A 13,327-nucleotide genomic window follows, 5' to 3' on the forward strand; every position below is an offset into this window, starting at 1 on the left:
GTGCGTTATCTCAGCTAAATAGCATTAGAAATCCACAAAGGCACCGATGTAAGCGCCAGAGAAATCCGCTTCGGTGTAGAAGTCATCGGTATCTAGAGTCATGTTGGCATTGCGGTAGCCCGCTTCAACACCAACAAAGAATGGAGACTCGTATTTCACCTTAATGGTAGTGTCAGTCAAGCTAGAGTCACCAATGCTTAAGGTTTTCAATTCGCCACCAATGCTTAGTGGTAGGCCTGGAATGTGTACGTAACCAGCTACATAGCCAGTTGGCAGTACCACAGAGCCAGATTCAGAAGCGCCTTTTACTCGCATATCTACATCCATGGCCCGTAAGGTAAAGCCCACATCAAGCTCTAACCAAGGCAGAATTACTGGTAGTTCGTAGTAGGCCGTGTAATCCGTGGTGTCGATTTTTAAGCTAGTGTCTTCGCTGCCAGAGGCTTTGGTATCAAAGGTGACGCCCTGTACGCGTACGTTAGGAATAACTGGCACTGGGTGTTCAAAAGCAACACCGTAATACATGCTGCTTTCTGCAGACATGCTTGGATTGGATTCTGTATTTAGAATCTTACCGGTAAATGTTGCATCCGGCATATAGTAGCCAGCTTCAGCGGTCAGGCCGATTACGTCGGCGTTGGCTGCACCGGCAGCAAGAATAATTGATGAAGCGATCAGGGCTTTTTTCATAACATGTCGTCCATATGGGTGAGGAGTGTTAAGCGACATTATAAGTTATGGAATGTAAGCGTCTAGTGCTTAAATCAAACTAAAAGGTAAGAATAATGCAAATATGGCTGGGGTGGCTGGATTCGAACCAACGCATGACGGGATCAAAACCCGTTGCCTTACCGCTTGGCGACACCCCAATAAGGAGATATTTCTAAATTGGTGGCTATGACTAGATTCGAACTAGTGACCCCATCATTATGAGTGATGTGCTCTAACCAACTGAGCTACATAGCCTTTAGATATTGATGGCTGGGGTGGCTGGATTCGAACCAACGCATGACGGGATCAAAACCCGTTGCCTTACCGCTTGGCGACACCCCAACATCAAAAAGGATATTGGTGGCTATGACTAGATTCGAACTAGTGACCCCATCATTATGAGTGATGTGCTCTAACCAACTGAGCTACATAGCCAACAATTTAAACAGTCAGTGGCTGGGGTGGCTGGATTCGAACCAACGCATGACGGGATCAAAACCCGTTGCCTTACCGCTTGGCGACACCCCAATAGACTGCATCGAACACTGTTTTAGCAAATGCTTCCGCTGTGTCCGTGGCGCGATATTATTCATATAACCCATTCATGGGTCAAGCATTTTTCTAAAATTTTATACGTTAAAACGGAAATGCATTACATCGCCATCTTTAACAATGTATTCCTTACCTTCCAAGCGCCATTTGCCGGCATCTTTGGCGCCGTTTTCACCCTTGTATTGGATAAAATCGTTGTATGCAACCACTTCGGCACGGATAAAGCCTTTCTCAAAGTCAGTGTGAATCACGCCAGCAGCTTGCGGTGCGGTAGCACCTTTCTTCACTGTCCAAGCGCGCACCTCTTTTACGCCAGCGGTAAAGTATGTCTGCAAGCCCAGAAGTTCGTAACCGGCGCGGATAACGCGATCTAGGCCAGGTTCTTCCATGCCCATCTCATCTAGGAACTCTTTCATTTCCTCGGCGTCAAGTTCAGAGATTTCAGCTTCCATCTGGTTACAGATTGGTACCACCATAGCGCCTTCTTGGGCGGCAATTTCACGCACTGTCTCTAGGAATGGGTTGTCTTCAAAGCCATCTTCTGCCACGTTGGCAATGTACATGGTGGGTTTGCTGGTCAGCAGGTGCAGCAGTTTCACCGCTTTTTTCTCATCATCGCTCAGGGACATGGTGCGCACTGGTTGACCATCTTCAAGATGTAGCTTGATACGCTCTAGAAACTCTTTGTGGGCGATGGCTTCTTTGTTGCCAGATTTCGCATTTTTTGCAGTACGGAAAATCTGTTTTTCAACCGACTCGATATCCGCAAAAATCAGCTCAAGGTTGATGACTTCGATGTCTGCCTTTGGATTTACTTGGTTTGCCACGTGAATGACATTGTCATCTTCAAAGCAGCGCACCACGTGAGCAATGGCATCGGTCTCGCGGATGTTGGCTAGAAACTTGTTGCCCAAACCTTCACCTTTAGAGGCGCCTTCTACTAGACCGGCAATATCAACAAACTCCATAGTGGTCGCTAAGATGCGCTCTGGTTTGACAATTTCTGCCAGTGCATCAAGGCGCGGATCAGGCATTGCTACCACGCCAGCGTTGGGTTCAATGGTACAGAATGGGAAGTTTTCAGCGCCGATACCGGCTTTAGTAAGAGCATTGAAAAGTGTTGATTTGCCGACGTTAGGTAAGCCGACGATGCCGCATTTGAAACCCATGGTAAGATCCTAGAAGCTGTTAGATTATGCTTTAAAGCTGTGTAGATGATTCATCACGCTACCCCAGTTATCAGCAACAATGTCGCTGTAGTAGCGTAAGGACTCATCAATAGTATGTTCAATTTTGTGGTACTCTTCCGCCGGAGCCTTTTTGAGTACATAGCCCGCTACTTGACTGGCGTGTCCAGGGTGACCTATGCCGATGCGTAAGCGCCCGAACTCACGATTATTGCCAAGTTTGCTGATAATGTCTTTTAAGCCGTTATGTCCGCCATGACCACCACCTTTTTTGAGTTTTACGGTGCCGGGGGGGATATCAAGCTCATCGTGGATCACGAGAACTTCTTCAGGGGAGACTTTGTAGAATTGGCAAACAGCGCTAACGGCTTTGCCACTTAAATTCATATAGGTGGTAGGAATCAGTAAGTAGCATTCTTGCCCACCTATAAAAACTTTGCCGAATTGGCCAAAAAATTTCTTTTCATTACGAAGAGAGCACTGACTCATACGAGCCAGTGCTTCTATCCATTGTGCGCCAGCATTGTGGCGGGTATCTTCATATTCAGCGCCGGGGTTGCCCAAGCCAACGAGTAATCTAAAACCTGCCACAAGGATGCCTCAATGATTAACGCTTAGCTTTACCGATACGAGCGATAGGTTGGTTGTGGTCTTCGCCTTTCAACAAAGCAACCAATTCTACGCCTTCTGGTAGTTGAGCATCAGAAAGGTGGAAGATTTCGCCTAGTTGGCCGTTGATAGTGTCAACGATCAAAGAAGCAGGTAGGTCTTTTGGTAGGCAGCGAACTTCAGCAAGTTTCGCTTCAACCTGTAGACGGCCACCCTGAGATTTAACACCTTCAGATTTCGCAGCGTTGATAAACTCAAGCGGTACGCGAGTAACGATTTTCTTGTCTGCTTCTACGCGTTGTAGATCGATGTGCATCACTTCGCCAGAAGCTGGGTGACGTTGCAAAGATTTAACGATAACAGATTCTTCAGTGCCATCGATGCTGATAGTTACTACACCAGTTAGGAATGCAGCATTTTCAACTGCTTTAGCTACTTCGTTATTTTTGAAAGTAACAGAAACTGGGTTAGCGCTACCACCGTATACAACAGCAGGAACAAGACCTTGTTTACGAAGGCGGCGGCTCGCACCTTTACCTTCTTCGTTACGTGTTACAGAGTTTAGTACTAGAGACATAGTGATATCCTAAAAAAGTTAAGGTTGCCCAGAACTGCGACCCGTTCCGAGCTTAGGGGGTCCGGTTTACGCCCCGAACATGGCACTAATTGACTCTTCGTTGCAGACGCGACGAACAGCCTCAGCCAAAATGTCAGACATAGACAACTGGCGAATTTGTGGGCAATTTTGAGCAGCAGTAGACAGGGGAATGGTGTCTGTCACGATAAGCTCATCTAATACAGAGTTGCTAATATTCTCGATAGCTTTGCCGGAAAGCACTGGGTGAGTACAGTAAGCCAATACCTTTGACGCGCCATGTTCTTTTAGCGCTTTTGCAGCAGCACACAAGGTGCCACCGGTGTCGATCATGTCATCGACCAACACACACGTTTTGTCTTTTACATCACCGATCAAGTGCATAATTTGCGCTTCGTTGGCTCGTGGGCGACGTTTGTCGATGATTGCCAAGTCGGCGTCATCCAACATTTTAGCGAAAGCACGGGCGCGAACTACGCCACCTACATCTGGAGATACAACAGTGATGTTTTCATGACCTTGACGTTGTAAATCGTCTAGCAGAAGAGGAGTTGCGTAGACGTTATCTACGGGAATGTCGAAAAAGCCTTGGATTTGGTCGGCGTGTAAGTCAACCGTTAGTACACGGTTGATGCCAACGGCAGAAATCATATCGGCTACTACTTTGGCTGTGATAGGTACTCGAGCAGAACGTACACGACGGTCTTGGCGGGCGTAGCCAAAGTAAGGGATAACGGCAGTAACTCGGGTAGCAGAAGCACGACGTAAAGCGTCGGCCATAACGATAAGCTCCATTAGATTATCGTTACTAGGGGCACAAGTGGACTGAATAATGAAAACATCTTTACCACGTACGTTTTCATTGATTTCAACGGCGATTTCTCCATCGCTGAATTTGCCAACAGTGGCGTTTCCGATTGGTAGTCCTAGGCGGCGTACCACCCTGCGAGCTAGTTCAGGGTTGGCATTACCGGTAAAAACCATCAACTTGGACACTTTGTATACCCTTTGTATGTGTAGCAGTGAAAGACAGATTAGCTAAGCTCAATTCGGCGTCAGGGCGTGTTGTTCGAGCCAGCGGTTTAAGGCAAGGTGCGCAGCTGATTCGTTGCGCCCGCGACAAACCCAAGCTTGCCAGCGATTAGGCACGGAGGATTTTACATGCTCCGCCTCAACAAGACTGTCAAACGCTACAAATAAACATGCTCCGGTGCCGGTCAGTTTTGCCAGCCCGAAGTCTGAAAGCCAATCAAATGCTTCTTTTACTTGAGGATAATGCGCTAAGACAACCTTGAGAAAGTCGTTATGCCCACCCTGCTTTAAAGCGTGCGGTATTGTGATTGGCGGAGTGTCTCTTGTCAAATCCTTATCGGTAAAAATTTGACCAGTTGCGACTTCGCAATCGGGCTTTAATACCAGATAGTACGGGGTGTTGGGGGTGACTGGAGTGAGAAGTTCTCCAATGCCCTCGGCAAAGGCTGCGTGGCCGCGTACGAACACAGGGACATCTGCACCTAACTGGCGACCAAATTCGGCTAGTTGATCTAAGCTAAGTCCGCATTGCCATAACTGGTTTGCAGCAAGCAGAGTCGTCGCCGCGTCGGAACTGCCGCCCCCCAAGCCGCCCCCCATTGGCAGCTGCTTGTCGATACGAATATGCAGTGCCCCAAGCGACTTGGCGAAGGGTTGTAGCAGATTAGCTGCTTTATAAATAAGGTTATCTTCTACTGCCACGCCGACAATGCTGTTTTCTAAGTGAATGCCGCTTCCCTCATGCAGGGAAAAGTGCAGTGTGTCGGCAATGTCAATGAATTGGAAAATGGTTTGTAGATTGTGATAACCGTCAGGGCGACGACCGTTGATGTGTAAGAATAAATTGAGTTTTGCTGGGGCTGGTAGGGTAATAGAAGTCATTTTACCGCCCATTGGGTAATGATAAGGTTGACTCGGTAAGGTGCGCGCTCAACTTGCATGCGTTGCGGTAGTGATAAGTGCTCTAACTGAGTGTAGTCCCGGTATGTTACGGTCCAGCCATCTTGTACGAGTTTTTCAATTAGCTTGCCATCGGCACGATACACAATATCAGCAGGGCTAGTCGGATGTGCCAGACCACGAATCCAATAGTTGACTTGACGAATCGGGAAGTGCCAGCCTAGCTCATTAAACAACAAGGTTTCTGCATCGTTGCCGGTCACACTGCGATCATCGGTTTTCAGCGTCACGCTATGGTCGTCACCGCTTAAGGTCGTCGCCCCCTGTCCAAACGGACCGACGATATTGAGCTCAAAAGCGTTCGGAGTTTTATGCCAGTAAAAGTTTCCCGACAAGGCATCATCTTGAGTGCGTATACCAACGCGCCCTTCCGTTTCCCATTCTAGTATTGCCGCAACATCGTTAGGAATATTGGGAGCCTGGGGTGGAGGCGTCGTGCTACAGCCTGTCGCTAAGACGAGTACTAGTATTAAGATTGTCCAGTTAATTTTCATGGTCATCCTTTGATAGTAAAAGCTCTGGAGCGAAACGTTTAATGGTGTCTAATAATACTGGATAGTTGGCGTCACGGGCGAGTGCCTGTTGCCAAATTGTTCGGGCGTTGTCTTTCTCGCCGAGTTGCCATAATACCTCACCTAAATGGGCACCTATTTCGGCGTCCTTCAGTAGAGCCCAAGCCTGCTCTAAGTATGTGCGAGCGGGATTGAGTTCGCCGCGCAGATAATAACCCCAGCCTAGACTGTCAATAATGGCTGGGTTGCTGTCGTCTAGTGAGTAAGCTCTTTCTACATAAACGATTGCTTGCGTTAATTGGTCTGGTTGACTGACCATTAGAGAATAACCCAAGGCGTTCAAATAATCGGCGTTGTCTGGGTAGTCCCTAACTAGCTGCTTTAGTATATGCTGTGCTTGCGCTGGTTGGGCGTTGGTTTCTAGCACAATCGCCTTGCGATACAGCAGTTGCATGTTATTCGGGTGTGTGTCGAGTGCCAGATCCAGGAGCGCAAGGGTCAAATCTGTACGCTGCTGTTGTTGGTGTAGCTGGCTGATGGCTAAAATGTGATCAATGTCGTTATCTTGCTGCGCCCGTTCAATCACTAAGGTGTTGATGCGTTCTGGTTGGTTGGCTTGGTAAAGCCAAGTGGCTAAGTCTCGTGTGGCATTCCAAGCTAAGTTGCCGTAAACCCCCTTAATCAAGGTGATTGCCGCGGCCAAGTCACCAGTTTGGTGATGGATCTGTGCTTTCAGATAATCGAGCTGATAGTCCAACCCCCCAGCCTTGGGGATTTCTTCTAATAGCATCAGCGCTTTTTCTGGATGATTCTCGGACAGTTGTTGGGCGAAATTTAACCCAACTTGCTGGCGTAAGAACAACGGCATTGAGGCAGCATGAAAGTCAGCGATTGCTTGATCAACTCGTCCCATTTTTAGTTCTAAACCGAGCAGATTGATTCTCAAACGTTGGCTACTCGGGAAAACCTCAAGGGCCTTGATTAACGTGTTGCGACTCTGTTGTAGGTCGCCGAGTTCGGTATAGCTTGATGACAATAATATATAAAGTTGTTCCCGTTGCGCGTCGGGGACTTGTTGCAATAATGTTGGCAGCTGTGTCACAACTCTGGTGTAGTCCCCGTGTATAAAGTCCAGCCGATTACTGAGCAGCTGTTTTACTAGGCTCTCGTCCTCTTGCCATTGCTGTAATAGGGCGCTGACATCGGCTACTTTTTGCTCTGATCTTAAGTTTTGATCTAGATATTGTATGACAAAGTAGGGGGCGACACCGGCGTTTTGAGCTTGTTGGATCAGTTGTGCCCCTTGTGTGATATCACCATTGTCCAGAGCCAGGCTGAAACCGAGAGCATAAGGGTGCTCATCGTCAGGGGCGACCTCTCGCCAGAGGCTCAAGGATTCGTCTAAGGCATTGTTGCTTTGACTGATAAGTGCTAGCTGCACTGTCTTTTTGATTATGTCTAGCTGTGATTGTCGCTTTGCTTCCGCTAGGTAAAGGGGCAGTGCGGCCTTAGGGCCGTGCCGTTGTAATGTAAATTCCGCGACTAAAATGCGACTAAAAGCACTGTCGTTAAGTGTCGGGCTTGGTTGGGCAATCGGTTTGCTGCGGGTCGTGGTGGGATTCTGGGCGCAGCCGAGTGCAACCGCCAAGGGTATGGCTAGTAGGATCATTCCGCAAGTTCGCAACATTACACCACCTATATCCGACGTTATTCTCGGTTTCGCTCGCTTAAATCGGTAACCCTATCACAGTAACAAGTAGGGTATTTTGCCCGAAGGGTTTCATTCTAATCGATTTATTGACCTGATAGGGTGCGATTAAGTAGAAATTCCACTTATAATACCGCCTTAATCTGTAAGGTTACGTTAATACAACGTGACAAAAATGCGACCTTCAACGACTTAAACGAGTGCCTTGATGCCACTTATAACCGTGGGTGTTAACCACAAAACCGCCCCTGTTGCTTTACGTGAACGAGTGTCGTTTGCTCCAGAAAAGATGTTAGACGCACTGAGCTCCTTGGTAAATGCGGATAGCGCTAACGAGGCGGTTATTGTTTCTACTTGCAACCGTACTGAGCTTTACTGCGCAATCGACGAAGGGGAAAGCCCTGAGAAAGTCATTCAGTGGTTGAGTGAATACCACAATATTCCGGTGCAGGATCTGAGCAAGTTTTGTTATACCTATGCGGATGATGACAGTATTCGTCATGTGATGAGAGTCGCGGCGGGGTTGGATTCCCTAATTTTAGGTGAGCCTCAAATTCTTGGGCAAGTAAAGTCAGCCTATGCCGTTGCCGAGGAAAGTAAAACCCTCGGCCCACAGTTGCAGCATTTGTTCCAGCAAACATTTTCTATTGCCAAAAAAGTGCGTACTGACACCGCAATCGGTGAGAACCCGGTTTCTATTGCTTTTGCAGCGGTGAGTTTGGCACAACGCATTTTTGCTGATACCCGTCGCAGTACTGCTTTATTAATCGGTGCTGGGCAAACCATTGAATTGGTGGCCAAGCATTTAAAGGAAGCTGGTGTCGGCAGCATCATAGTAGCGAATCGGACATTAACACGAGCGCAAGTGTTGGCGGAGGAAATCGGTGCTCACGCTATTTTATTGGGTGACGTTGCTGACGCTCTACCTCAGGCGGATATTGTAATTTCTTCTACGGCAAGTCAACTTCCTATTATCGGTAAAGGCATGGTTGAGCGGGCGATGATTAAACGCCGTCGCAAGCCCATGTTGCTGGTGGATATCGCCGTACCACGGGATATTGAGCCAGAAGTCGAAGAGCTGGATGACGCTTACCTCTATACCGTCGATGATTTGCATTCGGTAATTGAGGAAAACGTGCGGGCACGACAGGATGCAGCGTTAGCCGCAGAAGCGATCATTGAACAGGGCATTACTGAGTTCAAGCGTAAACAAGAGTCTCGCAAAGTAGCGGATCTCATTGTAAGCTATCGCGCTCAATCAGAAGCAATAAAAAATGCAGAGCTGGAAAAAGCCCTGCGGGCATTGCAATCAGGTCAAGCTGCCGAACAAGTGATGGCGAAATTAGCCCACAGTCTGATGAACAAACTAATCAACGAGCCTACCCAATTTTTACGACACGCCGGTGCTGAAGGTGACCAACAAGCACTGGAAGTGGCTGCGGCTATGTTGGGTATCAAAGAGCATCAAGAACTATAAACTATGAAAGATTCTATCCGATTTAAACTCGAGAGCTTAGCTGAGCGTTACGAGGAGTTAGAGGCGCACCTTGGTGAAGCCAGCGTCATCATGGATCAGGATTTGTTCCGAGCTTATTCCAAAGAGTATGCCGAGCTAGAGCCGGTAGTAAAGTGCTTTGAACAATATCAACAAACCCTTGAAAACATTGAAGAAGCAAAAGTCCTAATGCAGGATTCTGACCCAGATTTGAAAGAAATGGGTCAAGAGGAATACAAAGCGGGTCAGGAGCAAAAAGAAGAACTATTGCTAGATCTGCAAAAGTTATTGTTGCCTAAAGATCCGAATGATTCGCGCAACGTATTCCTAGAAGTTCGTGCCGGTACCGGCGGTGACGAAGCGTCGATTTTCTCGGGTGATTTGTTCCGTATGTACTCCCGTTACGCCGAGTTACAACGTTGGAAGGTTGAGGTAGTGAGTGCCAGCGAAGGTGAGCACGGTGGTTATAAAGAAATCATCGCGCGCATTGTCGGTGAGGGTGCCTACTCCAAATTGAAATTCGAATCCGGTGCTCACCGAGTACAACGGGTGCCAGCCACCGAGTCTCAAGGGCGTATTCACACTTCTGCCTGTACTGTGGCGATCTTGCCGGAAATGGATGAAGTTAGTGATATAGACATCAACAAAGCTGACATCCGTGTTGATACTTTCCGCGCTTCCGGTGCTGGTGGTCAGCACGTTAACAAAACCGATTCGGCTATTCGGATCACTCACATCCCGACTGGTGTCGTGGTTGAGTGTCAAGATGAGCGTTCCCAGCATAAAAACCGGGCGAAAGCGATGGCCCTGTTGGCGTCCAAATTGCGTGCAGCAGAGGAACAAAAAGCGGCTTCTGAGCAATCTGAAGCGCGCCGTTCACTGGTCGGTAGTGGAGATCGTTCCGAGCGTATCCGCACCTACAACTATCCGCAAGGTCGTGTCACGGATCATCGTATTAACCTAACGCTTTACAAGTTAGACGAAGTGATTGCCGGCGACCTTGATGCCATCATTAATCCTCTGGTTAATGAATATCAAGCAGAGCAGTTAGCGGCTTTGAGTAGCGATAACTAACCCTCCTGTCATGCGTATTGATCAGGCGCTTACTTGGGCGCAGCAACAATTAGAGCAACACTCTGACACCAGTCGCTTGGATGCAGAGTGTTTGTTGTGCCATGTGCTAGATCGTCCTCGAACTTACCTGTTTACTTGGCCGGATCGGGATCTAAGTGCTTCCCAGAGCGGTGCTTTCGCTGAGCTAATTACACGGCGCAAGCAAGGGGAGCCGGTCGCTTACTTGATTGGTAGTCAAGATTTTTGGACGCTGAATTTAGAGGTTGCTCCTTGCACCTTAATTCCCCGGGCGGATACTGAACGCTTGGTAGAGCTGGCCCTAGAGAAAATCCCTGAAGATACCACGTTAAAGGTGCTTGATCTCGGAACAGGAACCGGAGCCATCGCTCTCGCTCTAGCAAGTGAGCGACCTCTAGCACGGGTGACGGGATTGGACTTTCAGCCGGATGCGGTGGCACTGGCACAGCGCAATGCCAAACGCAATGGCTTAGCGGTGGAGTTCTACCAGAGCGACTGGTTCAGCCAAGTCTCCAGTGGCACCACTTACCAAGTTATCGTATCTAACCCTCCGTATATCGACCCAGAAGATGTTCACCTGACCCAAGGGGATGTACGTTTTGAGCCCCTTACTGCATTGATTGCAGATAATCACGGTTTGTCGGATATTGAGCGAATTACTTCCGACGCTCGCCAGTTTCTGGCTAGAGGTGGTTGGTTGTTACTGGAGCACGGCTATGATCAAGGGCAGCAAGTAAGGGATATCCTCACTGCCGCTGGTTATGACCAAGTGACAACTGAGCGGGACTTAAATAATCATGAGCGCGTCACGATGGGGTGCTGGCTAGCCGTCGGTGTTTAACTATTTTTCTTGGGCTGATTCCGGGCGAATAAATACCGGTTCTAATGCCGTGGAGCGACTTGCATCGTACCGGTAACCCGAATAATCAAATGCCTTGAGGTCTTCTGGGTTGGTGATTGCGTTAGTTAGCAAGAAGCGCACCATCATCCCCCGTGCTTTTTTTGCATAAAAACTAATCACCTTATATTGACCATTTTTCTCATCTAGGAAGTTTGGGGTAATTATTTGGTGATTTAGGTACTGTTTACTGACAGCTTTAAAATATTCGTTGGAAGCCAAATTGACTAGGACTTCATCGTCACCCATTTCCTGATTGAGAAACTTGGCAATTTTTGTTCCCCAAAATTGGTAAAGGTCCTTACCTTTAGCATTTTCTAGCTTTGTACCCATTTCCAAACGGTAGGGTTGGATTAAGTCTAACGGGCGCAAGATGCCATACAAGCCGCTCAAGATACGCAAATTTTGCTGTGCTGAGGTGATTTGGTCAGCGGTTAATGAATAGGCATCAAGACCGGTATAAACATCACCCATAAAGGTAAACAGTGCCGGACGGCTGTTACTGCTATCGTGCAATTGTTGCCAGCTATGGTAGCGTTCCACATTAAGCGTGGACAATTTGTCACTCAGTTTCATAAGGCTGGCGATATCGGCCGGTGTCTTTTGGCGTAGAGTGGAGATGAGCTCAGCGGCGTATTCTAAGTGTTCTGGCACGGTCAACGAGCTTACTGGAGGTTGGCTGTCTAAGTCTAAAGTCTTAGCGGGTGAGATCACATATTTCATTGAATACCTATTTCGAGTCATTGCGTTTAACCTTAATTATCCATACAGTGGTAGCAATGTTCTAGTTATCGAGCTGATAGAGACGATTCATGAAGGATAATTTATTACCATTTCCGGATATCAAGCGAGCACAGCCTAAAGCAGAAAAGTCTTTAGCAGTGCAAGACGTAAAGGAATTAGAGCGCCTGCGGGATGCATTTGCCCAAGCTTGCAAGGACTGGCCTATAGAAATGGCTGAGTTACCTGAAGAAAATCGCAAGCAGCGCCTTTCCTGATTTTATCTGTTATCCACCGTTTAAGTTCACTTCTCATTTATAAAAGGCACCCTAGTGTTAGCCCTTATTATCCGTCATTCGTTACTGGGTATGTTTTTAAGCGCCGTACTCGGTTTCATATTACCCTCTTGGTCGGCTGCGGTATTTCCATTTTTACCTTATGTTCTATTCACGCTCATGATGCTGACATTGTTGGGGATGCCGCTAACGGATTTACTGACCTGTATGCGTCGTTCACTAGTGTGGTGGTATGGGGGCTTGCACGCTCTAGTTACGATGGCGCTGCTGCTATTGGTGGCTTGGATGGGGGACTTGGGGGATGAACTGACCCTTGCTTTACTGGCAGTGGGGGCAACCGGGTCTCTGTTTGCTACGCCCGCTATTGTTCGGGCGCTCGGGCTGGATAGTTTGATGGCCATGGCAATGACTATTGCGACAACATTATTGCTACCCGCGGTCATCCTTGTGCCTATTTCTATCTACGGTACTGGAGAGAGCAGCCTAAACTGGGGTGGCTATTTTATGCGCTTAGGGATCTTTATTGGGGGCCCTCTGCTGATTTCCTATTGTGTACGCCGCTTTTTGCCAAAGTCTAAGGTTGATCCTCTGTTGGTCAAGATTTCCCCCTATACCATACTGCTGGTTTTTGCATTCCCGTTTGGCTTGATCGGAGACTTCCGTGGGTTATGGGATTACGACGAGGTATTAGCACTGGGATACCTGTTACTTGCTCTGGTGACGGTTGCCTTATTTTTCGCCGTGGCGTTTTTCAGCTATCGGCGACATGGGCATGAATTGGCATTGATGGCGGCGATTACCTCGGGCAACCGTAACGTATTATTAACTTACACCATCGCGGGAGCATTACTCGGGCCGGCGTTTCTGCCATTGGCAGGGGCGTTGCAGCTACCTACTTACTTTCTTCCGGTATTTACCCGTTGGCTACATCGTCGCTTATTGAAAAAATCATAAAAAAGG

General features: G+C 48.0%; 14 protein-coding genes and 5 tRNA genes. 5 read left to right on the top strand and 14 right to left on the bottom strand.

Features of this window, described 5'->3' with window-relative positions; translation table 11 throughout:
• Positions 1–24 precede the first annotated feature (24 nt).
• From FJM67_RS03800 to FJM67_RS03860, 13 genes are all read right to left on the bottom strand, one after another.
• Positions 25–690 carry a TIGR04219 family outer membrane beta-barrel protein gene (locus tag FJM67_RS03800; protein WP_140587343.1) on the bottom strand — a complete coding sequence of 222 codons (666 nt, stop codon included), beginning with the start codon at positions 688–690 and terminating at the stop codon, positions 25–27.
• A gap of 104 nt (positions 691–794) precedes the next feature.
• Positions 795–869, bottom strand: a tRNA-Gln gene (locus FJM67_RS03805).
• 20 nt (positions 870–889) lie between these two features.
• Positions 890–966: transfer RNA gene (locus FJM67_RS03810), tRNA-Met, on the bottom strand.
• A gap of 12 nt (positions 967–978) precedes the next feature.
• A tRNA-Gln gene (locus FJM67_RS03815) sits at positions 979–1,053 on the bottom strand.
• A 16-nt stretch (positions 1,054–1,069) separates the two neighbouring features.
• A tRNA-Met gene (locus tag FJM67_RS03820) sits at positions 1,070–1,146 on the bottom strand.
• 18 nt (positions 1,147–1,164) lie between these two features.
• Positions 1,165–1,239: transfer RNA gene (locus FJM67_RS03825), tRNA-Gln, on the bottom strand.
• 101 nt (positions 1,240–1,340) lie between these two features.
• Positions 1,341–2,432: a redox-regulated ATPase YchF gene (gene ychF, locus FJM67_RS03830; protein ID WP_140587344.1), complete on the bottom strand. Its 1,092-nt coding sequence runs from the start codon at positions 2,430–2,432 to the stop codon at positions 1,341–1,343.
• Positions 2,433–2,456: 24 nt separating this feature from the next.
• Positions 2,457–3,041 (bottom strand): aminoacyl-tRNA hydrolase, encoded by a 585-nt coding sequence (gene pth, locus FJM67_RS03835; RefSeq protein WP_140587345.1) that lies wholly within the window; start codon positions 3,039–3,041, stop codon positions 2,457–2,459.
• Positions 3,042–3,057: 16 nt separating this feature from the next.
• Positions 3,058–3,636: a 50S ribosomal protein L25/general stress protein Ctc gene (locus tag FJM67_RS03840; RefSeq protein ID WP_140587346.1), complete on the bottom strand. Its 579-nt coding sequence runs from the start codon at positions 3,634–3,636 to the stop codon at positions 3,058–3,060.
• 66 nt (positions 3,637–3,702) lie between these two features.
• Positions 3,703–4,650, bottom strand: a complete 948-nt coding sequence (locus FJM67_RS03845) for a ribose-phosphate diphosphokinase (RefSeq protein WP_140587347.1) — start codon at positions 4,648–4,650, stop codon at positions 3,703–3,705.
• 48 nt (positions 4,651–4,698) lie between these two features.
• Positions 4,699–5,568, bottom strand: coding sequence for a 4-(cytidine 5'-diphospho)-2-C-methyl-D-erythritol kinase (gene ispE, locus FJM67_RS03850; RefSeq protein ID WP_140587348.1), 870 nt, complete (start codon positions 5,566–5,568; stop codon positions 4,699–4,701).
• Positions 5,565–6,140, bottom strand: a complete 576-nt coding sequence (lolB, locus tag FJM67_RS03855; RefSeq protein ID WP_235889976.1) for a lipoprotein insertase outer membrane protein LolB — start codon at positions 6,138–6,140, stop codon at positions 5,565–5,567. Before lolB ends, ispE begins: the two co-directional genes overlap by 4 nt.
• Positions 6,130–7,845, bottom strand: coding sequence for a tetratricopeptide repeat protein (locus FJM67_RS03860; protein ID WP_140587350.1), 1,716 nt, complete (start codon positions 7,843–7,845; stop codon positions 6,130–6,132). The genes lolB and FJM67_RS03860 overlap by 11 nt, the downstream gene beginning before the upstream one ends.
• 229 nt (positions 7,846–8,074) lie before the next feature.
• Between FJM67_RS03860 and hemA the strand changes: the two genes are divergently transcribed.
• The 3 genes from hemA to prmC are packed head-to-tail and all read left to right on the top strand — an operon-like array spanning position 8,075 to position 11,294.
• Positions 8,075–9,343, top strand: a complete 1,269-nt coding sequence (hemA, locus tag FJM67_RS03865) for a glutamyl-tRNA reductase (protein WP_140587351.1) — start codon at positions 8,075–8,077, stop codon at positions 9,341–9,343.
• A gap of 3 nt (positions 9,344–9,346) precedes the next feature.
• Complete coding sequence (gene prfA / locus FJM67_RS03870; RefSeq protein ID WP_140587352.1) at positions 9,347–10,435, top strand: peptide chain release factor 1; 1,089 nt, start codon at positions 9,347–9,349, stop codon at positions 10,433–10,435.
• 10 nt (positions 10,436–10,445) lie between these two features.
• A complete protein-coding gene (gene prmC, locus FJM67_RS03875) occupies positions 10,446–11,294 on the top strand; it encodes a peptide chain release factor N(5)-glutamine methyltransferase (protein WP_140587353.1) in 849 nt (282 codons plus the stop codon).
• Here the strand turns inward: prmC and yaaA are convergent, their stop codons facing one another.
• Entirely contained in the window at positions 11,295–12,074 is a 780-nt protein-coding gene (gene yaaA, locus FJM67_RS03880; protein WP_140587354.1) for a peroxide stress protein YaaA, read from the bottom strand.
• Between the two features lie 89 nt (positions 12,075–12,163).
• On the opposite strand from yaaA, the gene FJM67_RS03885 reads away from it, so the two are divergent.
• Together FJM67_RS03885 and FJM67_RS03890 are read left to right on the top strand one after the other, a co-directional pair.
• Positions 12,164–12,349, top strand: coding sequence for a hypothetical protein (locus FJM67_RS03885; protein ID WP_140587355.1), 186 nt, complete (start codon positions 12,164–12,166; stop codon positions 12,347–12,349).
• A gap of 54 nt (positions 12,350–12,403) precedes the next feature.
• Positions 12,404–13,321: a hypothetical protein gene (locus FJM67_RS03890; RefSeq protein WP_140587356.1), complete on the top strand. Its 918-nt coding sequence runs from the start codon at positions 12,404–12,406 to the stop codon at positions 13,319–13,321.
• Positions 13,322–13,327: the final 6 nt, after the last annotated feature.

Source organism: Maribrevibacterium harenarium (genome assembly GCF_006385675.1).
Lineage (GTDB): Bacteria > Pseudomonadota > Gammaproteobacteria > Pseudomonadales > Marinomonadaceae > Marinomonas > Marinomonas harenarium.

What these genes read in the sequence shown, in the direction of transcription:
- ispE (WP_140587348.1), bottom strand. Translation starts at nt 5,568, where the DNA reads ATGACTTCTATTACCCTACCAGCCCCAGCAAAACTCAATTTATTCTTA.
- lolB (WP_235889976.1), bottom strand. Translation starts at nt 6,140, where the DNA reads ATGAAAATTAACTGGACAATCTTAATACTAGTACTCGTCTTAGCGACA.
- FJM67_RS03840 (WP_140587346.1), bottom strand. Translation starts at nt 3,636, where the DNA reads ATGTCTCTAGTACTAAACTCTGTAACACGTAACGAAGAAGGTAAAGGT.
- prmC (WP_140587353.1), top strand. Translation starts at nt 10,446, where the DNA reads ATGCGTATTGATCAGGCGCTTACTTGGGCGCAGCAACAATTAGAGCAA.
- ychF (WP_140587344.1), bottom strand. Translation starts at nt 2,432, where the DNA reads ATGGGTTTCAAATGCGGCATCGTCGGCTTACCTAACGTCGGCAAATCA.
- FJM67_RS03800 (WP_140587343.1), bottom strand. Translation starts at nt 690, where the DNA reads ATGAAAAAAGCCCTGATCGCTTCATCAATTATTCTTGCTGCCGGTGCA.
- FJM67_RS03885 (WP_140587355.1), top strand. Translation starts at nt 12,164, where the DNA reads ATGAAGGATAATTTATTACCATTTCCGGATATCAAGCGAGCACAGCCT.
- yaaA (WP_140587354.1), bottom strand. Translation starts at nt 12,074, where the DNA reads ATGAAATATGTGATCTCACCCGCTAAGACTTTAGACTTAGACAGCCAA.
- FJM67_RS03860 (WP_140587350.1), bottom strand. Translation starts at nt 7,845, where the DNA reads ATGTTGCGAACTTGCGGAATGATCCTACTAGCCATACCCTTGGCGGTT.
- hemA (WP_140587351.1), top strand. Translation starts at nt 8,075, where the DNA reads ATGCCACTTATAACCGTGGGTGTTAACCACAAAACCGCCCCTGTTGCT.
- prfA (WP_140587352.1), top strand. Translation starts at nt 9,347, where the DNA reads ATGAAAGATTCTATCCGATTTAAACTCGAGAGCTTAGCTGAGCGTTAC.